Source organism: Arthrobacter sp. AL05, assembly GCF_029960715.1.
In the GTDB taxonomy this organism is placed as follows: Bacteria; Actinomycetota; Actinomycetes; order Actinomycetales; family Micrococcaceae; genus Arthrobacter.
Map to the genome: position 1 here is coordinate 1 of NZ_JASBRC010000020.1, position 21678 is coordinate 21678.

Here is a 21678-nt window from a genome sequence, read left to right on the forward strand (position 1 = left end):
GAGTTCAAGAAACCGATCGAACTGATCGAAAACCTCCTGTTGCAATGACCGCCTGTCCCATAGCCGATCGGTCAACGGGCAATCGCCGTTGTGTTGGATGTGCCACTGCTTGAATAGGGCTTACGGACTGAACGAGCGACTTAGGGGATCTGACGTGACACAAGTGATAAAGGAAGCACACGATTCCTGGGCCCGGGGAAGGTGGCGCAACCCGCCCGTGCGTGTCGTCGCGGATGGTCGGACTCTGCGGGTAACCGCAGCCGAGAACAGTGACGCGTGGAGGCACACCTCGTACGGCTTCGTCCATGACAGCGCGCATGCCCTGTTGGCACCGCTGCCCGCTGAGGGGGCGGTGGAGGTTTCATTCCTTCTGAATTACACCGAGCAGTTCGACCAGGCGGGGATCTATCTTCACGTTTCGGAATTTTCTTGGATCAAGGCCGGCGTGGAGGTGTCCGACGGAGTCCCACAGGTCGGGGCCGTCGTAACACATGGGGTCTCCGACTGGTCGGTGGCACCTGTCCCTGAGTGGATCAATCGGGAAATCACAGTGCGGCTAAGCAGGGCCGGTAACGCCGTCACCATCAGGGCCCGCGCCGGGGATGAGTCTTTCCGGCTCATCCGCGTTGCTCCTCTGGATGAAACAGTAAGTGCCGAGGTCGGCCCATTTTGTGCCTCGCCCACTCGGGCTAACTTCACGACCACCTTCACCCGATGGGTTGAGACCGATGCAGATGCAACCCTGCACCCTGAACACGACTAAAGCCGCAGCACTCATCCGTGAGTCGTACTGGGAGCGGTGAAGGATCCGCTTTCGGGCAAATTCAAGGCGCCCGCCTTTCGTCGGGCACGATAAGAGCTATGACCGTCGAACTTCGCCCCTGGACGCTGGAGGACGCGCCCGCGCTGTGGGCTGCCTACCGGCAAAGCCCAGACCTTGAGACGCAATTTGGCGGTGCGGACCTGGCCACCGTCGACCAGGCGAGCAGTCGTGACTGCCCAGGGAATCGAGACCTCTGCGGAGCTGGACGCTGTCTGGGGGTCGAGGACCAATGCGCGGGAAAGTAGCGCTAAGGATCAAGATGACCACGCTGGCGCGGCTTTCCCTGGACCGCGATGGGAAGTTTGCCCTGGTCAGCACGAGCAGTCACCTAAACATCCGTAGACGTTGCATTGGCCCAACCGCAGTAGTACACCTAATGAAATTGCGGCCATTTGGACCAATGCGCGGGAAACTGGCGCTAAGGCTGGTGGGAGTGCCCGGTAACCTTCTGCACTTGAAACGTTTCCGCAGGTCAGAGCTGTAAAGCATGCCGTGTCCAGGGTCGGAGGCCTGCCCTTGCTGCGGCCGGACGAGCAGGTCTTCACGGCCATGTTGAACGGGTGGCGCAACCAGCAGCTCGCCCGGAACCTGGCGTTCTCCACGATCGAGGGCCGTGAGAAGGCGGTGCGGGCGTTCGCCCGCCACGCGGATGCCTTCCCATGGGCCTGGTCACCGCAGATGGTTGACGAGTGGCTGGGTGATCTGCGCTCGGTCCGGAACCTGCGCCGCTCCACGCTGCGGAACTACCAGGGGAGCATCCGCTCCTTCTGTGACTTCGTTACCGACCCCGCCTACGGCTGGGCCGAGGCCTGCCAGGAACGGTTCGGTACCCACCCGGTGCAGGTGATCCACGAGTGGAACGCCGCCGTGCATGTCGAGGAAGCGGAGGCGGACCCGGCCAAGCGTGCCTTCACCCGCGATGAACTGCAGGCATTCTTCGACCACGCGGACGAACAGGTCGGCCGGGTGCGCGGGCGCGGACGCAAGGGCTGGCTGCCCGCGTTCCGTGACGCGATGCTCTTCAAGACCGCGTATGCCTTCGGCCTGCGCCGCAACGAGGCGCGGATGCTCGATGTGGTGGACTTCGGCCGCAACCCCCGGGGCCCGGAGTTCGGGGAGTACGGCGTCCTCTACGTCCGCCACGGCAAGGCGAAGAAGGGCTCCCCGCCCAAGCGCCGCAGCGTGCTGTCGGTCCTCGACTGGTCAGCGGAAATCCTGCAGCAATGGGCCGAGGAGGCCCGCCCGCTGATCCCCACCGCCGGCCCCGGAGCCTTACGGCCCTCGGAACGCTCGTCACGCGTGGGCTTCACCCAGATGAACACCCGCTTCTGCACCTACCGGGACAGCCTTGGCCTGGATCAGGGTCTGGATTTCCATTCCTTTCGGCGCTCCTAGGTCACGCACCTGATCGAGGACGGCTGGGATGCCCGGTTCGTCCAGGAACAGGTCGGCCACGAGCACGCGTCGACCACCTCGATCTACACCTGCGTCTCCTCTGACTTCCGCACCCGAACTCTCCGCAGGACCCTGGACGCCACGATGGAGGCCGCCCTGCGGCCGGTGAGGAAAGCCCGATGAAACGACACATCAGTTATCAATGGCGGCTGCGCGAGGTGATGGCTACCCGGGGGATCTTCACTGCCTCGGATCTGTCCCCCCTGCTGGCCCAGCGCGGCATCGAGCTGTCCTCGGTGCAGGCCTGGCGGCTGGTCACCCAGATCCCCGAGCGGCTCTCGCTGCCGGTCCTCGCCGCGCTCTGCGGCATTCTGGAAGTGGCCCCCGCGGAGCTGATCGCCACCCGGGCGGAGGCCGTGACGCCGCACCGCACGGCCGGCGCGGGTGCCGAGGTCGTGGACCTTGCCGCCACCATCCGGCCCAAGCGGGCCAGGATTACCCCCGAGCAGTGAGTCCCGCCTACGACACCCGCGAGAAGTATGAGCGGTGGCATATACGCATCTGTGCCCGCTGCGGCCGGCAAGCAGCGAAAGCGGCGAACTGGTCGGACGGCCCGATCTGCCGGACGTGCTTCGACAAGGCCACACGCACACATGGATCCTGCCCGGGCTGCCGGAGCGAACGGCTGCTGCCGGGCCGCGACGCCTCAGGGATGCCGGTCTGTAGGGAATGTGCAGGGATCACCCGCGACTTCTCCTGCGACCGCTGCCGGGTTGAAGGGCCCCTGCTCGCCGGACGGCTCTGCCCCAGATGCACCCTCACCGACCGGCTCAGCGCGCTCCTGGATGACGGCACCGGCCGCGTCCACCCGCCCCTGGCACCACTATTCGACCGAATGCTGACGATGCAACGGACCAAAAGCGGGCTTGCCTGGCTGACGCGCGCTCAGCCACGGGCCCTGCTGCAGGACCTCGCCTCAGGCCGGCTCGCTCTGACCCACGAAGCGTTCCAGCAACTGCCGAACTGGCGGACCGCCGCCTACCTGCGCGACATACTCCTGGAGTGCGGGGTCCTGCCCGCCGTCGACCGGCAACTCCTGCTCTTCGAGAGATGGCTCACCGGGCATCTGGCCGCCGTCGCGACCCCGAACACACCCGGGTGCTCCACCGCTTCGCCACCTGGCACCAACTCCGCAAACTCCGGGCCAAAGCCGGCAAAGGACCGCTGGGCAACTCTCCGGCATACGCGGCCCGGCAGCAGCTGATCCAGGCCGGTTCCTTCCTGACCTGGCTCACCGGCCGCGGCGCTCTCCCCGAACACTGCCGGCAACCCGACCTCGACGCCTGGCACAGCGAAAACCACGCCACCCGCCGACCCGCCACGACCTTCCTGAGCTGGTGCATGAAGACCGGCCGGATGCCCGCCATGACCATCCCCGTCCGGTCCACGGGAAACCCTGCCCCAATGGGACAGCATCACCGGCTCGCCGCTCTCCGGCGCCTGGTCACCGACGAAACCCTGCCGCTACGCTCCCGCGTCGCCGGCTCATTGATTCTGCTCTACGCCCAACCGGTAAGCCGGATCGTCCGGCTCACCACCGACGACATCCTCAACTACGGAGACCACACCCTGCTGCGCCTCGGTGAACCGCCGACTCCGGTTCCGGAACCGCTGGCCGGGCTACTGCGGGCATACCTCGAAGACAGGCCCAACATGACCACCGCCGCCAACCCGGCCTCCCGATGGCTCTTCCCGGGGCGCCGGGCCGGGCAACCCATGGACCCGGGAAGCATCCGCGATCTGCTGCAGGAAATCGGGGTCCCGGCCCAGTCCGGCAGAACCGCAGCGATCCGACAACTCGTCCTCCAGATGCCGCCGCCGGTGGTGGCCCAGGGCCGCGGTTACCACCACACCAGCACCACCAGGATCGCAGCAGAAGCCGGATCACCCTGGAGCGGATACGCGCCCGGCGACCACAGCCGATAACAACTCCCGCAACACCGAGCCATTCCCGACAGCGGCAAAGCCGGCCACTCCCATGAGCTGCCGCGAAGGCTTTTGGTCCCTGAGTCAGGCTCTCCGACGCTGCAGCTGCTGCAGGTACCCGGCCGACATGACGATCGCCAGCCAGATCTGCCAAACAGGTCCCGAGGCCAGCCCATTCCAGGGGAAGGTGCCAAGACTGAGGCCTAACACGAGTCCCAAGCCAAGCCACAAAGTGCCCTGGACAACCTGTGAGCTTATGCGGTGAGTCGGCACTATGAGGGTGCTGGCCAGCAGCAGACCACAGGCCGCCCACCCAAGAAGAAACACCCGAAGAAGCATGTCCCTTCCGGTGCCGTCACTTGGCCATAGGAGTAGCGGTATTGAAACTGAGGCCAGAACGAACGCCGTGGCGAGAAGACCATCCTTCCAGTTGGCGGACCGTGTCGCCTGTGGGGCTGAAACTGACATACTTACTCCTTAGTACGGACCGCACCTGACAATGGGGTAGCAGGAAGAACGGTTACAACAGTTCAGGCTTACACACCAGGGGCAGCCGATAACCGCACATGCAATGCATGACCCCGGGTTGCCGCAGGCAAAAGCACAACCCCAACAGCATGATTGAACGCAACCCCAGTTCTGTTCGTCGCACCTGCGGTACATGCAATCCGGGCAGCCACTTGCTGTGGTTGTCGGTTGATCGGCACGCAGGGCGGCGACGTCCGTGGCGACTCCATCGTCTGCTTCCGCAATCAGGCGCGATGTTTCAGCCCCGGTGATTTGGAATACCCTCGTCAGCCGCCTGCTTGTTCCGGACTTTGTGGTGACGCCGTAGGTGGCGACCACGGTGTCTCCATGGACATAGGCAACGGCTACCATGCTTCCGCCGCCAGTGAGCGCATGGCGGACGCCCTTCACGGTGGGCGCGTCAACTATTTCTTCGGAGACCTCAACCCCGGCAACACCGGTGCCGAGCATCGAGCGGGATTCCGGCCGGACAGATGCAAGCCCCATCAGTCTGGACATGTGCGCAGATGCCGAAGATTCTCGCCATGCCGCAAGAGCCTGGCCCCCGGTCAGATCTTCCTTGGATGTACCCGACATCTGATCGAACCAATGTTCATTTCGCCGCTTCTTATCTGATGCGGCGACGGCCGCGGTGCCGCTGCCTGCCAGAATGGAAATGCCGAGCGCAACCCCGGCCGCACTTTGTAGAAACACGTTTCGGCTGACGCCGCGCTCGGGTCCACGGTTGTTTTCAGCACTGCGCTGGCGAAGTGCTCCCAGTTGCTGGAGTATCCGCCAGCTTCCGCGCATGCCGAGCCTGCTCATCATTGCAAGCCCCATAGCCGCACCGGTTTTTGCGGAGACGTCACCGTCAGCGATTTCGATGAGTGTCGGGGTCCACGGCGCATCTTCACCCAACGCCACAACCCGCCAAGACACCATTTCCGGCGACGACAGATTCATGACTTCAAGTCTTCCGCCGGTAGCCGAAGCAACGTCCTCGGCAATCTTGCTGCAGGCCAGGCACCCGGCGTCAAAGCCTAGGACGAGCCTCATATCAGTACTCATTCGCAGTTCCCCCATATCACTGCTGGGCCCGCCCCCTGCGAACCCAGTAGCCTCACCATTCCGATCATGACGAAATTTGTCAAGTCACTTTACAAACGGGGGAATGCGTGTCTTCCCGATGGCGTTGTCTGCTTCGACAGCGCCGGCATGGTCACCGCGTTAGTGCGTCCGGGATCATCTGGCAGAACGGACCCGCAGTCCAGCAGAACCGTAGTGATCCGAAAAATCGTCCTCCAGATGCCGCCGGTGGTGGCCCAGGCCCTCGGCTACCACCACACCAGCACCACCAGGATCGCAGCAGAAGCCGGATCACCCTGGAGCGAATACGCTCCCGGCAACCACAGCCGATAACAACTCCCGCACCCCGCCAATCCCGACAGCGACAAAGTCAGCCAGAGAAAATCCGAAGAATACCGACTACTCAATCAACGGTCACTACCAGTCCCGCGAAAGCCAGGGGACGGCTCGGCGGCCGTCCGCCGGCAATGACGGCGACGAAACTTGCGGCGGCTAAAGACCTGCGGGGTCAGGGAAAGAAACTGCAGGAGATCGCGGCGACTCTCAGCGTGAGCATGTCCTCCCTCACCAAGGCCCTCGGGCCGCGACCAGGTAAGTCGGCGCCGGACTCCCAAGCCGTCATTCAGGACGTTGCGTAAGTCGATTCCGCACGCGGTCAGTGCGCCGCCGGTTTTGGATCAACTTGACCATTCCGTTCATCGGGGGCCGTGCCTACCAGGGGACCCCGACGACGGGGCGGCCGCCAATTGGCGGAGGTGCGCCGGCAACCACGCTGCCCAACGCATCGCCGCCCTGGCGTCATGCGCGAGCTTGTCGTGCACAATGAGTCCATGGCCCTCACGAGCAATCTCACGGTCGACTCTCTGACGAGAGCGATGCGCGCCCACCTGTACCTCGCCGCTGCAGTCGCTGCCGAACGGGCCCGTGAACTCTGGGATGGCGAGTTCGAAGGCAAAGCCCCGAGGACGGACGACGACATCCAGGCGTTCATCGACGCCCTCGTCACCGGATTCGACGACAGCATGAACGACACGATCCAGGCGGAGGCCGTGCTCGTCCGTGTGCGCGGGCTCCTCGGCGAGTTCATGACCCCCGCGGATGCCGACGCCGCGATCGTGTCCTTCCGGGAAGGCCCCGAGTCCCACACCGACGAGGTGCAGCGGGTGCGGCGGGAATGGAACGCGAAGAACGCCAAGCGGGCACGAACGATCCGGGTGGTCTGGCGCACCTACTGGGCCGGGGCCGTTGTGCTCACAGCCGTCGTCGTCGGACTGGCGATCGCCTCGGGGAACGGCGAAGACGTGATCGCGGCCGCGATTCTTGCGCCGAGCCTCCTCGCCATCGTCGCCGGCATCATGGCCGCGACCTTCAGTTCCATCCGCGGTGAGCCCTCCTCCCCGGAGCCCATGCCAAACATGTAGGTCAGAGCACTGAAACCTCCGAGCTCAGAGATTTTCTCCACAATCCACGGTGACTCACCCAGCCTGTCGGTCGAGCGTCAGTTCAAGAGCAAATCCTCGTGAGTGTAAGAATGGCTTCATGTGCGCCAGATCGCTCCGCCCCGGACAGCGCACCAAGGACGAGCTGCAACACCGGACCGAGGTGGATTGAGAATGCCGAAACGGACAGAGCAAGTGAACGAGAACGCTGCGCCGACGACGGGACCCGTGTTCCCCAGGATGCTGACCCTGGAGCAGGTTCAAGAGGTCCTGAACGTCAAAAGTGCACTGGTCTATTCGCTCGTTCGCAGCGGCGAGCTCCGTTTAAGTTGACATACTCACCCTGGGGCAGGTCACCGAATCAACAAAACCGGGGGCAGTCCCCTCACTGCAGGCTTGGGATCGTCGACAGATCAGGGCCGACCTCTGCTAATTCAAACTCGGCTGCTTGACCGTCGCATCGTTGTTTCCGGCGCGCTCTCCCGGGGCCCGGGTGCCGTCATCTTCGTAGTGTGTCGCGTTTGCGATGTCGCGGCCGGCGATGTAGCCGAACGTCAAGGCCGGGCCGAGGTTGATCCCGCCGGCGGGGTAGTGCCCACCCATGACTGAGGCCTGATCGTTGCCCGCGACGTAAAGACCAGGGATGGGCTGGCCATCGTTGTCCAGTACACGGGAGCGTGAATCGGCCGCAAGCCCCGCGAAGGTACCGAACGATCCCGGGACAATCCTGACGGCGTAGAACGGTCCCTTTTGCAGGGGCCGCAGCGAGGGGTTGGGGGTGTTCTTAGGGTCGCCGCCGTAGCGATTGAATTCGCTGGCCCCCCGGTCGAAGACGGGGTCGATGCCCTTCCGCGCGTTGCGGTTGAAGTCAGCGACCGTCGCGGCGAGTCCCTGCGGATCAATCCCGCAGGCTGCCGCCAATTCCTCAAGGGTCTTGCCCTTCTTCAGGTACCCCGAGCGCAGGTACGGGAAGAGCGGCACCGGCAGCGGCTTGGCCATCCCCAAGGGGAACTTACGGACGAACTCCGCGTCGGCGATCTGCCATGCCTCCACTGATTCCCCTTCTGGAGTCGCATTCAGGAGGTCTTCGACATAGTCGTAATAGCCATTGGCCTCGTTGACGAACCGTCTGCCGTCCCGGCGCACTCCGATACTGCCGGGCTTGGCCCGGTCCATAATGTGCGGAAAGATTCCGGTGCGTCCATTGCGGTACGGGACCAGGGAGACCGGGCACCAAGCGGCCGGGGAGGCCACCTCCGTCTCGAAGCGGGCTCCTACGGCTTGGGCCATTGTGATCCCGTCGCCCGTGGTCTCTGCCGGTGCCAGGGTCCAGTGCTCCCGGCCGGTGGGGGTTTTGTGAAACAACTCCTTACGGCGTGCGACGTCGTTGGGGAACCCTCCGGCGGCCAGGACGACGCCGCGGGAGGCGTTGATCCGCAGCTCACCGTCCGGGGAACTGACGACGGCGCCCGTCACCTTCCCGGACTCGTCGGTCAACAGGTGCCTGGCAGGCGTGGAGACGCGGATCTCCACCCCGAGATCATCGGCGGACTTCAGCAACCTGCCGGTGAGGGCGGTCCCGTTGACCAGCTGCATGTTGCGCCTGTGGGTAATGAGGTCCAAGACATGGAATCCAACCCGACAGCCGGCGTGGAAGATGCCTTTGATGTTCCCTTGGGAAGCGGAGAGGAATTTGGCCAGGTCCGGTCCTGCCATGATGCCCATCCCCAGGAACGAGGTTTCGTAGAGCTGGTGGCGCATCTTGGCACGGAGCTCAGGCTTGATCTTGCGGGCGTTGAACGGCTTGGGACCCACTGAACGATGGCCGGTGCCCGCGCCGGGAGTACTGCCGTAGATGTCCTTGATCTTGGTTCCCGGCACAAACTGGAGGCTGGTCTTGTCCTGGAAGAAGCCGACCATATGCGGGACCGCCTCAAGAAATGCCTCCACCCTGTCTACTTGGTAGTTCGGGCCGAGCCGGTGGCGAAGGTAGGTGCGGAACAGTTCGCGGTCCTCGTTGACGCCATCGGCTTTGGCCAGCGGGTTGCCAGGGGTCCAGGCCCACCCGCCCGACCACGACGTGGCACCTCCGCAGACGTCGGCCTTTTCAACAACCACTACCTTCAGTCCGTGATATGCGGCGGTCACGGCGGAGGACAGACCACCCGCACCGGAGCCGACTACCAGGACATCGCAGTCCAGGCTCGGGAGGGCAGATGAAGGATTTGCTGGTGCAGTCATGTTCAGTGCTTTCTCAGTGGAAGTAGGTGTCGGAGTCCAGGCGCGGCGGCGCACCGGTTTCGAGTGCACCAATTGCAGCCATTTGCTGCTGGGTCAGGGCGAAACCGAAGACGTCCAGGTTCTCGCGTTGGCGTTGGTTGTCAGCGGACTTCGGCACCGCCACGTGGCCATGCTGCACGTGCCAGCGGAGGACGATCTGCGCCGGCGTCCTGAACGGCCCGCAGGTGTGCCGGTTTGAAGTTTGAGACGCCCCAGGCTCTGATGGAGCCGTCCTCCACGAGGTCCTGCAGCCCTTCGCAGGCTTCAACGAATCGCCCCTGGGCGGGGTTGGGCCAGTGAGCCAGGAACAGGTCCAGATACTCGGTTCCGAGCCGCCGCGCCGCCTGGCCGAAGGCATCCCGCACTCCGCTCCGGCTGTGCCACTGGGTGTTAAACTTAGTGGTGAGGAACAGGTCCCCGCGGTCGATGCCGCTGCGGCGGATGCCCTCCCCCACGGCGGCCTCGTTGGCGTAGTTCTCGGCCGTATCGATGTGCCGGTAGCCGTTGTTGATGGCTTGGTTCACCGTCGCGGCGGCGTCCTCACCCGTCAGGGGCCAGGTTCCCAGGCCGATGAGCGGTATGCGCACGTCCGGCGCGAGTACCGTCGTAGTGGTCTCTGCAGTGGTGCCGCTCATTTCGCCGCTGCCGTGTCAAGATTTCCGCTTAGCTGCGTCCTGTCGGCCTGGGTCAGCACGGTGTCCACCCCTGATTTGAGCAGGCGCGCCCAGCCGAGCTCGCCCAGTTCCGCCACCCGTCGGTCCGAGGGTGCCTCCGCACTGACCGGAAGGCTGGCCGGAAGTGCGGCAACCACCGCCACGAGGCCGAACTCGCCCTCGCCGGGAACACCCCGCTCCGAGCGGGATTCGATGACGAGCTCCTCGCGGCTGCCTGGCCGTTCCGCCGGGCCGTCGCACAACTGCAAGAGCGGCACGAGGTCTGTGTAGGCGCGCAGCTCCTCCCACTGGGCAGCGGCGCCCCGACCGTTATAGCGGTTGAAGTGCAGGGTGTCCACCACGATCCGGCAGCCGGCTTGGCGGGCGATGTCCGCGGCCTGGGCGATCGAGGCGACGGGCTGGTAGGAGATCGCTTCCAGAGTGGGGGTGATCCCGAATCCGCGGCCGTCCTCGGTCATCCGGGCCAGCGTGCCGATCAGTCGGGCGCTGTCGGGGTCGGCACCGGCCACGGTGAGGGAGCTTGCCCCCAGGGCCTGGCCCGCTTCCATCATGCGCAGCCATGCTTCGCGCTGGTCGCTGCCGTCGAGCAGCAGGAATTCGATATCCCGGACGGTCACTCCGGTGTCCTGCATCCTGGACAATGTGTCGCGGAGCATCGGTGAGCCTGGCTGGAGGTTGTAAGGCCGTTCCGTGGGCGTCACTGGGCGCACCCGGGCGCCGATGAAATCAAAGCCTGCCCGGGCGGCGATTCCCACCAATTCAGGCGGGGCGGTGTTCAGCAGGGACAGCTGGGCCAGGCCGATGGGCCTGCGTGCGGTTCCGGTCATGATTGTGCTCCGTTCAGGCACAGTTCGTAGTGTGGGGTGGCGCCTGCTGCCAGGAGAGAGGCGATCGGCTGTGCTGCGTCGTAGCGGAGGGTTCGTGGGGTGCGGCCGTGGCCCGAAGCGGACTGGAAGGCCTGTGCGGGATGACTCGTAGACCGCCAGCAATATGCGTAGGGCTTTCGTCGCGTCTTGGCCGGTGACCGCCGGTTCACCGCCGCCGCGCATACTCCGGACAAAATCGCGGACTTGGGCGGTGTGGTGCGGGATGAGCTGGCCGTTGATCGTGGTGAGGCTGACGTTCGGGTCAACTCCTTCAGGGTAGACGGGCTCGGTGCTGATGGTCCCGGCCGCGGCCCACAGGTCCACGCGCCCGTCGCTGCCTTCCGGGAATTCGGTCAAGGAAGCGGAGGCTCCGGTTTCCCCCGTGACCCGGATCTGCACACCCAGACTCGGGGACACCGCCGTCGACGCTTCGAGGGTGGCCATGGCGCCGGAGGTGAACGTGATGACGGCGGTCGCCGAATCTTCCACTTCGATGTGCTCGCCGTGCTTGTAGGTGTTGATTTTCCCGTAGACCTCGGCCACGTCTCCCATGAACCACTGCAGCAGGTCGATGTAGTGGATGGCCTGGGTCATCAGCACTCCGCCGCCGTCGTTGGCCCAGGTCCCGCGCCAGACGTCGCGGGAGTAGTACTCCGGTTCGCGGTGCAGCATCACCGAGCACTGGCCCATGACCGGCCGGCCCAGGGTGCCGTCGTCGATCGCTATGCGGATGCGCTGGGCGGCCGGCCAGAACCGGCGCTGGAAGAGAACACCGAGTTTCACGCCGGCGTCGTCGCAGGCCTGGACCATGCGCTCTGCGGATGCCAGGACGGTGGCGATGGGCTTCTCACAGAGCACGTTCACGCCTGCCGCAGCGGCCTGCAGCACCACCTCCTCGTGGGTGGGGTGCGGGGTGCAGACCGAGATGATGTCAAGGTCCATCCCCAGGAGCTCCTGGACTGTATTGACAGCTGCAGGGATTTCCCACGCTTTGGCGGTGTCCTCGGCGCGTTGGAGGTCGATGTCGCAGACACCCACAATGACGGTGTCGTCAAGGGCGCGAAAGGCCTCGAGGTGGTTCCGGGAGATCGCCCCGCAGCCTGCGATTCCGATGCGAAGGGGGCGGGCGGTGACAGGTGATGGGGTGGTCATCAACGAGTGCCATCTTTCTGGTGCTGGTAGGAAAGTGTGGTGCGGTCCGGCAGAGGCCGGTGCCGGGCTAGTACGTGGCCCGGCCGCCCGACAGGTCGAAGACGGAGCCGGTGGTGTAGGAGGCCGCCGGTGAAACGATGAATTCGATGAGGGCGGCCGCTTCGGCGGGCGTCCCGAACCTGCCCATGGGGATCTTGGCGGCCTGGGCCGTCTGCTGTTCTTTCGGCACTTCAGCGAAGAGCGGGGTCACCACGTTGCCCGGGGCGAGGGCGTTGACGGTGACGCCGGAAAGCGCGAACTCCTTGGCGAGTGACTTGACCAAGCCGAGGATCCCGGCCTTGCTGGCTGAGTAGGCGGGCATTTTGACAACGCCTTCCTTGCCCGCCGTCGAGGAGATATGGAGCAGCCGCCCGTAGCCTGCTTCGGCCATCCGCGGCAGGACAGCCTGCGAGAGAATGAACGCTCCCGTCAGGTTGATCTTCATGATGCGTTCGAAGTCTTCGACTGAGGTGGCGGCTGCCGGGGCCACCGGTCCCAGGATGCCGGCGCAGTTCACCACCGCGTCGAGCCCTCCCATCTCCAACGCCGCTGCGGAGACGGCCGCCGCAACCGATGCGGGATCGGTGACGTCCATGGCGAGTGATGAGGTGCCCGGTTCGGCGGGCCAGGTGGCCGAGGGCAGGTCCGCCCCTACCACCGCGGAGCCGGACGCCCGGAGGCGTGCCGCCGTCGCAAACCCGATGCCGCTGGCTGCCCCGACCACCAGGCAGCGTGACTCGGCGATGGTGCTCGGTGCCTGGGAATCCATAGCTAGCTGACCGCCTGTCGAAACGCGGCCAGCATGCGCTCGGCATCTGCGGGGATTCCGGTGAAGAGCTCGAAGGCGGCGGCGGCCTGACCCACCACCATGCGTCCGCCGTCGAGGACGGCGCAGCCCTTGCCGCGGGCTGCCTTGATCAGTTCGGTTTCGAGCGGCCGGTAGATCACGTCCGCTACCCACAGCCCGGAGTGGAGCAGGTCGGGATCCACGGGAATACCGGGGTGACCCGTCATGCCGATCGGCGTTGAGTTCACCAACCCGTCGGCGTCCCGGATGCGTCCGGCGACGGCATCGGTCCGGGTCACTGACAGCTGGCTGCCCGGAAAGTGCGGGGCGAGCCGGGCGGCCAGGGCCTCCGCCCGGGCCGGTTCGATGTCGGCGATGACCAGGTGCCGGGTTCCGGTGCTGAGTAGCCCAAAGGCCACTGCTGCGCCGGCTCCGCCCGCACCAATCTGCACCACGGAGTCCGTCGAGGCCGACGGAAGGCCGGCCTTGAGGCCTTCGGTGAACCCGGTGTGGTCCGTGTTGTGGCCCACGGCCTTGCCGTCGTGGAAGGTGATGGTGTTGACGGCACCAAGGATCCGGGCTTCTGGCGAAAGTTCGTCCACGCCGTCCTGGACCAGTTGCTTGCTCGGGTGGGTGACGTTCAGGCCGTCGAAGCCGAGATCGGCCGCATGCCGCACCAGCGCCGCGGACCTTTCGGCAGGTTGTCCGATAGCGTCAAGATCGATGACGCGGTACGTGTAGGCGAGACCAAGCCTATCGGCCTCGCCTTCGTGCAGGCCGGGGGTGAGGGATCCGCGGATGCCGGAACCGAGCAAGCCCACCACGAAGCGATGGCTGACATCGGCTTCCCCCGGGCGGAACGCCAGAGTGCCCGCCAAGGTTTGCTGGCTCATGCCCGTACCTTCTGGGCAACTGCGCCGGAAGCGTCTTCCGGGGTGATGGACGACGCCGCGTGGCGCCGTACGTCGGATTTTTTCAGTCCCAACAGGGCGGTCGGAGTCTTGAACGTCTCGGGTGCCAGCAGTGCTGCGACGGCCGAGATGGCGCAGGCCACGGCCGCGAACGTTGCAACAGGAACCCAGTTGGCTTTGTCGCCACCTATCAGCAGCTCGGAAATGACCGGGGCGAAGCCTGCCAGGAGCAGGCCGAACATGAGGCTGATGGCCATACCGGAGTACCGGACCTTGACCGGGAACTGTTCCGGGAAGTAAGCGGGGTAGATGGAATTCGACCCGGTGTACGCAACGCCGATCAGAAGGATGCCGGTCACGAAGATCAGCGGAACATTTGCCGCTGACAGGGCCGAGAAGAACACGAAGATCATCACTATCTGCAGCACCAGGCCGGTGACGAAGACGGGCTTACGGCCAATGCGGTCGGAGAGGATACCGGCCAGCGGGCCCATGGCCGCTGCGGCGAGGTTGGCCACTGCGATCACGGTCAGCATCAGTCCTTTTTCAACGCCGACGACGGAGGTGGCGTAGGACAGCGCAAAGACGTTGATGATGGTGTTGATGATGGTGAACAGCGACATGGCGGTGACACGGATGACGGTGACCCAGTGGTGCCGGAACAGGGTGACAATCGGAACCTTGACCACTTCGTCCTGCGCTTTGGCTTCCGCGAACACCGGGGGCTCTTCCAGGAGGCGCCGAAGCACAAAGGCGATGACGGTCACCAGCGCGCTGGCGAGGAACGGGATGCGCCAGCCCCAGGCAAGCAGCTGGTCCTCGGGCATGGACGCCACGGGAATGAACACCAGCGTGGAGAGCACGATGCCAAACATGATGCCGCTCATCGTCCAGCTCGTGTAGAAGGCGCGCTTCCTGTCAGGTGCGTGCTCGAGCGTGAGGGAGCTTGACCCCGGCGATTCGCCGCCTGCGGAGAGGCCCTGCAGAAGCCGGAGGGCCACGATGAGGATCGGCGCTGCCATTCCAATGTCGTTGTAGGTGGGCAGGCAGCCGATCAGGAATGTTGAGGCACCCATCAGCAGGAGGGTGAGCAGAAGAACCTTCTTCCGGCCGAACTTGTCGCCGAGGTGGCCACAGATCACTGCACCAAGGGGGCGTGCGATATATGCGACGCCTACTGTTGCGAATGACAGGAGCATTGCTGAGGGGCCGGGAGCGAAGAACAGCTTGCCGAAGATCAGGGCTGCGGCTGAGCCAAAGATAAAGAAGTCGTAGTACTCAAGTGCGCTGCCCACGAACCCCGAAACGGCTGCGATCTTCGCATTGTTCTTGGGGCGTGCTGGCGCCGATGTCGACACTGACATGGTGTTCCCTTCAGGTAACGGCACCGTCTCGGGGGGCTCCTCGGGTGGGCCGACTGCGAAACGGTTTGCCGCGCTATGCGGCTTCTCCATCCAGTGTGGCTGCCATCACTTAGCTTGTCCACGACTAAAATAATCTATCACTATGCTGCAATTCGACTATATAAGGAGCGGTCAGTTGGGGATCTCAGGAAAGATCTCCTCGACGACGGCGAGCACAGCCGCCAGCACAGCGGAGTCGTTTTCCTCGGACCACGCGATGGCGTGGTTCATGAAGTGCTGCGGGGGATCAAGTGCCACATAGGTTGCGCCGGAGGGGATGATCCCGGCTATCCCGCTGCTCATGAGGGTGACCCCAACGCCGGCGGCCACGAAGGTCAGCACCATGTACGGGTCCGACAACTCCTGGACGATGCGCGGGCGGAAGCCGGCCGCCATGCAGGATGCCAGCATCACTTCGGTCATGGAGGACGAGCCGTCCAGCGGCGGAGAGATGAAGTCATCGGCCGCCAGAGCCTGCAAGGGGATGGACTTTTCCTGCGCCAGCGGATGATCCAGCGGCAGCACCGCCCCGACTTCCTCCCTTGCGACCAACCGCGTCCTCACCGAGGGAACCGGAGTATCGGGAAGGCCCACGAAGGCAACGTCCAGGGTGCCGTTCGCGACGCTGGCCAATCCGTCGGCCGTGCGCACACGGCTCGTGAGGTCCATTTTGATGTCGGGGTGACGCCGGCGCACGGCACGGGTCAGCGGCGGGAGGGTCAGATGGTTCACAGCTCCGGAGAATCCGATTCTGATGTTGCCCCGGACGCCCTCAACCTCGGCCTGGGCCGCCTCCCGGGCCAGCCGCATCTCGCGCAACACACGGTACGCGCGCGGCAGGAGGGCATACCCCGCCGGCGTTAAGGCCACGCTTCGGGTGTTGCGCTCAAAAACGCGCGTCCCCAAATCAGCCTCAAGCTTCCGGATCGTCTGGCTCAGCGGGGACTGTGAAGTGTGCAGGCGCTGAGCAGCACGGCCGAAGTGCAGTTCTTCGGCCACCGCAACGAACGCTTCAAGCCAACGGATCTCTGTCATGTCTTCAGAATGTACCCTTTACCTGAACATCGCACCGACAGGGGGCTTGGCTTTCAGGGATTACCCCACCGGACCAGCACAGGGAGCTTGCGTAAATCGAGGCATTTCTGGCCGTCGCGGAGGAGCTCCACTTCGGCGGGGCCGCCAGCCGCCTGCGCATGGCACAGTCCCCACTGAGCCAGACCATCAAGAAGCTGGCAAAACCTCGGCGCCAGGTTCCTCGTCCCGGTATGACGGCGGCATGTCGGTCCAGCGCGTCAGACTCGGACTATTCTTGTTTTGCACATAATCAGTAACCTAATTAGTCATAGACGCTACATTGTATGGCGCCCATAATGAGGAGGACATACAGCACGCGACGCACACAGATGTGCGCGAAGGAGAAACATGAAAACGCCCCTGTCGGACAAATGGGATCAGGAAGTGGACCTTCTGGTGCTCGGTACCGGAGCGGCGGGGCTTTCAGCGGCGTTGACCGCCGCCGCCCAGGGCTCGGAAGTCCTGGTCTTGGAAAAAACCGAATTCCTCGGGGGAACCACCGCGTACTCGGCCGGGACTTGTTGGGTGCCCAACAACCGATTCCAGCGTGAAGACGGAATCCTGGACGATTACGACCGCGCCGCTCGCTATCTGGATGCCGTGGTGAGCGGCAAGGCCCCGCGTGAAGGCTGGCTCGCCTATCTGGACGCCGCGCCGAAGATGCTGGACGCGATGCATGACCTTGGCGTCACCTTCCGTCGCTCCCCTGCCGTGGTCGACTACCACTCCGAACTTCCCGAGACTGGTAAGACCGGACGCGCATTGGAACCTGACCCCTTCGACGGGCGCCTGTTGGACAAGGCCGACTTCGGCCGTGTCCGTCCGCCGGTACCCGAGTTCGCTCTTCTGGGCGGGACCCTGATGTTGCGCCGCGCGGAGGTGTCCGCCTTGCTCAAGCTCTACAACGGCTCGCTGGCTGAGCGTGGCAAGGCCGTGGCTCTGGCTGCACAACTCGGCCTGCGGTGGGCACTTGACCGGCTCACCCGTCCGCGAGGCACGCGCCTGGTGATGGGCAACGGGCTTGTGGCCCGAATGTTCCACGAATCGCGCAAGCGGGGGGTGGAATTCCTCTTCGGTGCGCAAACCACCGAACTACTTAAGGACGGGGACCGTGTTGTCGGTGCGGTGGTTGCGCAGAACGGCAGGCGCCTGCGCGTCCGTTCCCGCCAAGGCGTGGTGCTTGCCGCCGGCGGCTTCGCCCAAAACGCTGAAATGCGAAAGAAGTTGCTGCCTTCCCCCACGCCGCTCTACTCGCGGGCCGGGGAAGGGTCCACCGGAGACACGCTGTCCCTGGCCAGGGAGGCCGGTGCCACGCTGGCCAGGGATAACGGGGAAAACGCACTGTGGTTCCCCAGCTCCATCGGACGACGAAGGGACGGTTCTCGCGTGGTCTTCCCGCACATCTGGGACCGTGCCCGTCCCGGCGTGATCGCCGTGGACTCTAACGGCTTGCGCTTCGTGGACGAATCCTGTTCCTACCACCGTTTCGTGCGGGCCATGTTCGCTTCCCCGGACGCCGCCGCGGTGCCGGCCTGGCTGGTCGTGGACTCGCGGACCTTGGCAAAGTACGGGCTGGGCATGATCACGATGCCCCACCTGCCGCGTGCGGCACTGCGGCGCTACATCAAGGACGGTTATCTCTACGAGGCAGAGACCTTCACCGGCTTAGCGGCGCAGATCGGCGTGGACGCCGCGGGCTTGGAGTCGACCGTGCAGCGCTACAACGGGTTTGCCGCCACCGGCGTGGATGAGGACTTCCACAAGGGCGAGCTGCTCTTCGGTCAGGTGGCCGGGGACCCGGACCATGGGCCGAACCCGAACATCGGGCCGCTGCTGAAGGCGCCCTTTTATGCGATGGCCGTCGTGCCCACACCGCTGGCCACCGCCTACGGGGTGCTCACCGACGGAAACGGGCAGGCACTTGATACCCAGGGCAAACCGGTGGCCGGACTCTATGCCGCTGGAAACGACGCCGCGTCGGTCATGGGCTCGGAATACCCCGGCGCAGGCGTGCAGGTCGGCGCCGGCATGACCTTCGGCTGGCAGGCGGCCCGCCACGCGGCCGCCACAGCCCAGGCCGCGGCTAGTCTGGAGGGCAGCCTCCCCGCGCTCTGATACCAAGCGCCTGGTTTCCCTATTAGCCCCAGGAACGCCCGACGGCGGGACACTCCCGCCGTCGGGCGTTCCTGATGTCGACAAACCACCGCCGCCCACGGGTAACCTTGAGCCATGGCCTCATCCACACCCACCCTCACGACGCACTGGGAACCCCTGTCCCTGCGAGTCGTGGCGGAGCTGCTCGGGCCGTCATCGGCGCGTTGGTGGTTGTCCGGAGGGGTGGCGCTCGACCACTGGCTCGGCACTAACACTCGCGAGCACGACAATATCGATGTCAGCACGACGATCGCCGACCTGCCCCAAGTGGTGCAGGACTTGCCGGCGCCGTTTAGCGCGTGGGCTCCGTCAGGCGACGGCGTTCTCCCTTGGGCAGAGGCTGATATGGATGCCGACCTGCAGCCGATCCGCATCCATAATGACGCAACGGGCGCATGGGTACTGCAGGTCAACGTCGAGGACGGCACGGATAGCGTCTGGGTTTATCGACGAGATCCCCGACTGCAGCTGCCGTGGGATCGTGCAGTGATCGACGTCGACGGCATTCCGACCGGGGCGCCCGAGGTGCAGCTGGTTTGGAAGGCGCTGCGTCCCCGTCCGGAGGACGACGCCGACAAGGATGCGGTTCTACCGGAGCTCTCTAACGAAGCCCGCGCCTGGTGGGAGCACGCGATTCTGACGATCCACCCGCACTCGTCATGGTCGATCCATGTGCGTAGCCCGTTCGCTCCGGGTAAGGCCAGCTGGAACAGGACAAAACGCTAGCGCTCCGCTTGGGCCTGCCGGCGATGGGCAGCCTGCCTGTGCCGCGTCGGTGAGGTGGCCTACGATCCAGCCGATTCTCAAGAGCGGGTGGTAGCACCCTGCAGGACGTGGTCGGGCCTTCTCCCAGTGCCGTGAATGACGGCTGCCTTCATTACAAGAACCTCGTCATGCTGCCAGACAATCTCGAGGTCGACTGGCGGCGCCGGGTCCCACCGTCCCCACCGACCTCTTCAGTCACGCCGGTGCAGCGTGAGCGGCCTGTCCGATTTTGAGACGCCCGCAGACGCTCATGACTACGACTTGTATTCATCCGCCGCAACCGCATCAAGCACCAGCGAGCGGAACCATCGCTGCGCCTGCGAGAGGCTGGCCTCGCGCCGCGTGTACAACTCCACTGGTGTGCTCTGCCCGGGCCAGGGCAGCTCGGCGATGCGAAGGCGGGGGAACCAGCCGCAGAACACCCCCGCTACATGTCGAGGCAGCAGGACGACCAGATCCGTCGCCTCGAGCACGGCGGGCACGGTGCCGTATTCCTCCATGGTCAGCACGACCTGGGACATCAAGTCGTGTTCGGTCAGCGCCTGCAAAGGATAGACGTGCCCGCCACGGGCGGAGACCCGCACAAAGCGTCTCCCCTCGAACATGTCAGGCCCGGTCGCGGGCAGTGGATGCAACCCGGACGACAGAGCCACGTATTCGACCGAACGCACGTGCGTCCTCCACAGCCGCGGTGTGGCGATCCGCGACACGGTTAATGCCAGATCGATGGTGCCGCGGATTAGCCCGCTCTCGACCTCGTCCGAATCGAGCCGTTCCACCTGTATTCGCGGATCGGCGCCGACCCGCCCGAGGGCGGTCATGATCGGTGGGAGGAACGTCTGCTCGCCGATCGAGGTGAGTCCGAGGACGAGTTCGCCGCTGAATCCGGTCGGTTCGAACACGTCCGCTCCCATGACGGTCGCGTCTATTTGTGCCAAGGCGTTGTGTAGGGGCCCAAACAGTTGCGTCGCCTTCGCGGTCGGCACCATGTCGTTCCCCTCGCGACGGAACAGCTCGTCGCCGAACCGCTCCCTGAGCCGCTTCAGGGAATAGCTGACCGTGGGCTGTGTCACGTGCAGTCGCCTGGCGGCGCCCGTGACGCTGCGCAGCTCGTAGAGCGTGACGAATGTCCGGAGCTGGTTGAGGTCGGTGAACGTCATGCCATAGATCTTATCTATGGATCTGTCTCTGCATATCTATTGGACCGCAGTGGCAAACACCCCTAGAGTCAGTTTGGGGCAGCACTGATCCAACGAAGTGCAGCTGCTTCGCACCGCTTACACTCAGTGACAAGGACGACACGCGTGATTATCGACATCCACGGCCACTACACCACAGCTCCAACACAGCTCGGAGCCTGGCGTGATCTGCAGATCGCATTCTCTGAAGGACGCGCGGACGCTCCTGACCCTGCGACCCTGCGCATCAGCGATGACGACATCCGTGAGACCATCGAGGCCAACCAGCTCAAGCTCATGAACGAGCGCGGCAGCGACGTTACTGTATTCAGCCCTCGTGCCTCGTTTATGGCGCACCACATCGGAGACCTCGCTGTGAGCGAGACCTGGGCCCGGATCTGCAACGACCTGTGCGCCCGCGTCAGCGAGCTTTACCCCGAACGCTTCCTAATGGGGGCGATGCTCCCCCAGTCCCCCGGTACGGATCCCGCGACGAGCGTTGCCGAGCTTACTCGTGCCGTCGAGGAACTCGGCGCCGTCACCGTGAACCTCAACCCCGACCCGTCCGGCGGCAACTGGACGTCCCCGCCGCTGACCGATCGCTCGTGGTACCCGATATACGAGAAACTCGTCGAATACGAGATCCCGGCGATGGTGCACGTCAGCACGTCGTGCAACCCGGCCTTCCACACGACCGGAGCGCACTACCTCAACGCCGACACCACCGCGTTCATGCAATTACTCCAGGGCGATCTGTTCCGCGACTTCCCCGAGTTGAAGCTCGTAATCCCTCACGGCGGCGGCGCCGTTCCCTACCACTGGGGGCGCTTCCGTGGGCTCGCAATGGCGCTGGGCAAGCCTGTAATCGAGGAGCACCTGCTGAACAACGTGTTCTTCGACACCTGCGTGTATCACCAGCCGGGCATCGACCTTCTCACCAAGGTCGTCCCGACCGAGAACATCCTCTTCGCGAGCGAGATGATCGGCGCCGTGCGCGACGTCGACCCGCGCAGCGGACACTACTTCGACGACACCAAGCGGTACGTCGACGCCACCACGAACCTGAGCGACGCGCAGCGCGCGCAGGTGTTCGAAGCCAACGCCCGCCGTGTCTACCCAAGGCTTGACCGCGCCCTTACTGCGCGCGGTCTCTGAGAGG

General features: G+C 64.7%; 21 protein-coding genes and 1 pseudogene. 12 read left to right on the plus strand and 10 right to left on the minus strand.

Annotation, left to right across the window (positions count from 1 at the left end; translation table 11 throughout):
• Nucleotides 1–154: 154 nt before the first annotated feature.
• The 6 genes from QK287_RS16835 to QK287_RS16855 all read left to right on the plus strand — a co-directional run bounded on the left by QK287_RS16835 (nucleotide 155) and on the right by QK287_RS16855 (nucleotide 4204).
• Nucleotides 155–763, plus strand: a complete 609-nt coding sequence (locus QK287_RS16835) for a DUF1349 domain-containing protein (protein ID WP_326962172.1) — start codon at nucleotides 155–157, stop codon at nucleotides 761–763.
• A 552-nt stretch (nucleotides 764–1315) separates the two neighbouring features.
• Entirely contained in the window at nucleotides 1316–2218 is a 903-nt protein-coding gene (locus QK287_RS16840) for a site-specific integrase (RefSeq protein ID WP_348774723.1), read from the plus strand.
• A gap of 12 nt (nucleotides 2219–2230) precedes the next feature.
• Nucleotides 2231–2401: a hypothetical protein gene (locus QK287_RS18535; RefSeq protein WP_348774849.1), complete on the plus strand. Its 171-nt coding sequence runs from the start codon at nucleotides 2231–2233 to the stop codon at nucleotides 2399–2401.
• Entirely contained in the window at nucleotides 2398–2730 is a 333-nt protein-coding gene (locus QK287_RS16845; RefSeq protein WP_282360874.1) for a helix-turn-helix transcriptional regulator, read from the plus strand. The genes QK287_RS18535 and QK287_RS16845 overlap by 4 nt, the downstream gene beginning before the upstream one ends.
• A gap of 392 nt (nucleotides 2731–3122) precedes the next feature.
• Nucleotides 3123–3482: a hypothetical protein gene (locus QK287_RS16850; protein ID WP_282360876.1), complete on the plus strand. Its 360-nt coding sequence runs from the start codon at nucleotides 3123–3125 to the stop codon at nucleotides 3480–3482.
• Nucleotides 3377–4204 (plus strand): hypothetical protein, encoded by an 828-nt coding sequence (locus tag QK287_RS16855; protein WP_226773768.1) that lies wholly within the window; start codon nucleotides 3377–3379, stop codon nucleotides 4202–4204. Before QK287_RS16850 ends, QK287_RS16855 begins: the two co-directional genes overlap by 106 nt.
• 477 nt (nucleotides 4205–4681) lie before the next feature.
• Here QK287_RS16855 and QK287_RS16860 read toward each other — a convergent pair whose 3' ends face one another.
• Nucleotides 4682–5779, minus strand: coding sequence for a hypothetical protein (locus tag QK287_RS16860; protein ID WP_226773769.1), 1098 nt, complete (start codon nucleotides 5777–5779; stop codon nucleotides 4682–4684).
• Nucleotides 5780–5992: 213 nt separating this feature from the next.
• Between QK287_RS16860 and QK287_RS16865 the strand changes: the two genes are divergently transcribed.
• Complete coding sequence (locus tag QK287_RS16865) at nucleotides 5993–6130, plus strand: hypothetical protein (protein ID WP_226773770.1); 138 nt, start codon at nucleotides 5993–5995, stop codon at nucleotides 6128–6130.
• Nucleotides 6131–6597: 467 nt separating this feature from the next.
• Entirely contained in the window at nucleotides 6598–7218 is a 621-nt protein-coding gene (locus tag QK287_RS16870; protein ID WP_226773771.1) for a hypothetical protein, read from the plus strand.
• A 447-nt stretch (nucleotides 7219–7665) separates the two neighbouring features.
• On the opposite strand, the gene QK287_RS16875 is transcribed toward QK287_RS16870, so the two are convergent.
• The 8 genes from QK287_RS16875 to QK287_RS16905 all read right to left on the minus strand — a co-directional run bounded on the left by QK287_RS16875 (nucleotide 7666) and on the right by QK287_RS16905 (nucleotide 16383).
• Entirely contained in the window at nucleotides 7666–9477 is a 1812-nt protein-coding gene (locus tag QK287_RS16875; protein ID WP_282360878.1) for an FAD-dependent oxidoreductase, read from the minus strand.
• Nucleotides 9478–9490: 13 nt separating this feature from the next.
• On the minus strand, nucleotides 9491–9640 hold the full coding sequence (locus tag QK287_RS18540) for a hypothetical protein (protein WP_348774722.1): 150 nt from the start codon (nucleotides 9638–9640) through the stop codon (nucleotides 9491–9493).
• Nucleotides 9618–10151: an aldo/keto reductase gene (locus tag QK287_RS16880; RefSeq protein ID WP_348774721.1), complete on the minus strand. Its 534-nt coding sequence runs from the start codon at nucleotides 10149–10151 to the stop codon at nucleotides 9618–9620. Before QK287_RS16880 ends, QK287_RS18540 begins: the two co-directional genes overlap by 23 nt.
• Nucleotides 10148–12208, minus strand: a complete 2061-nt coding sequence (locus QK287_RS16885) for a Gfo/Idh/MocA family oxidoreductase (protein ID WP_282360880.1) — start codon at nucleotides 12206–12208, stop codon at nucleotides 10148–10150. The genes QK287_RS16880 and QK287_RS16885 overlap by 4 nt, the downstream gene beginning before the upstream one ends.
• Nucleotides 12209–12275: 67 nt before the next feature.
• Nucleotides 12276–13016 carry an SDR family oxidoreductase gene (locus QK287_RS16890; RefSeq protein WP_282360881.1) on the minus strand — a complete coding sequence of 247 codons (741 nt, stop codon included), beginning with the start codon at nucleotides 13014–13016 and terminating at the stop codon, nucleotides 12276–12278.
• A gap of 2 nt (nucleotides 13017–13018) precedes the next feature.
• Nucleotides 13019–13927, minus strand: coding sequence for a shikimate dehydrogenase (locus QK287_RS16895; protein WP_253032994.1), 909 nt, complete (start codon nucleotides 13925–13927; stop codon nucleotides 13019–13021).
• Entirely contained in the window at nucleotides 13924–15309 is a 1386-nt protein-coding gene (locus QK287_RS16900) for an MFS transporter (protein ID WP_282360882.1), read from the minus strand. The genes QK287_RS16895 and QK287_RS16900 overlap by 4 nt, the downstream gene beginning before the upstream one ends.
• 171 nt (nucleotides 15310–15480) lie before the next feature.
• A complete protein-coding gene (locus tag QK287_RS16905) occupies nucleotides 15481–16383 on the minus strand; it encodes a LysR substrate-binding domain-containing protein (protein ID WP_282360883.1) in 903 nt (300 codons plus the stop codon).
• 95 nt (nucleotides 16384–16478) lie between these two features.
• On the opposite strand from QK287_RS16905, the pseudogene QK287_RS16910 reads away from it, so the two are divergent.
• The 3 genes and pseudogenes from QK287_RS16910 to QK287_RS16920 all read left to right on the plus strand — a co-directional run.
• Nucleotides 16479–16580, plus strand: a pseudogene (locus QK287_RS16910) (LysR family transcriptional regulator); the annotation flags it as partial.
• Between the two features lie 190 nt (nucleotides 16581–16770).
• Entirely contained in the window at nucleotides 16771–18537 is a 1767-nt protein-coding gene (locus QK287_RS16915) for an FAD-dependent oxidoreductase (RefSeq protein WP_282360884.1), read from the plus strand.
• A 114-nt stretch (nucleotides 18538–18651) separates the two neighbouring features.
• Entirely contained in the window at nucleotides 18652–19302 is a 651-nt protein-coding gene (locus tag QK287_RS16920; RefSeq protein ID WP_282360885.1) for a hypothetical protein, read from the plus strand.
• 293 nt (nucleotides 19303–19595) lie between these two features.
• Here QK287_RS16920 and QK287_RS16925 read toward each other — a convergent pair whose 3' ends face one another.
• Nucleotides 19596–20501: a LysR family transcriptional regulator gene (locus QK287_RS16925; protein WP_226773774.1), complete on the minus strand. Its 906-nt coding sequence runs from the start codon at nucleotides 20499–20501 to the stop codon at nucleotides 19596–19598.
• 144 nt (nucleotides 20502–20645) lie between these two features.
• Between QK287_RS16925 and QK287_RS16930 the strand changes: the two genes are divergently transcribed.
• A complete protein-coding gene (locus QK287_RS16930; RefSeq protein ID WP_226773775.1) occupies nucleotides 20646–21674 on the plus strand; it encodes an amidohydrolase family protein in 1029 nt (342 codons plus the stop codon).
• Nucleotides 21675–21678 lie beyond the last annotated feature (4 nt).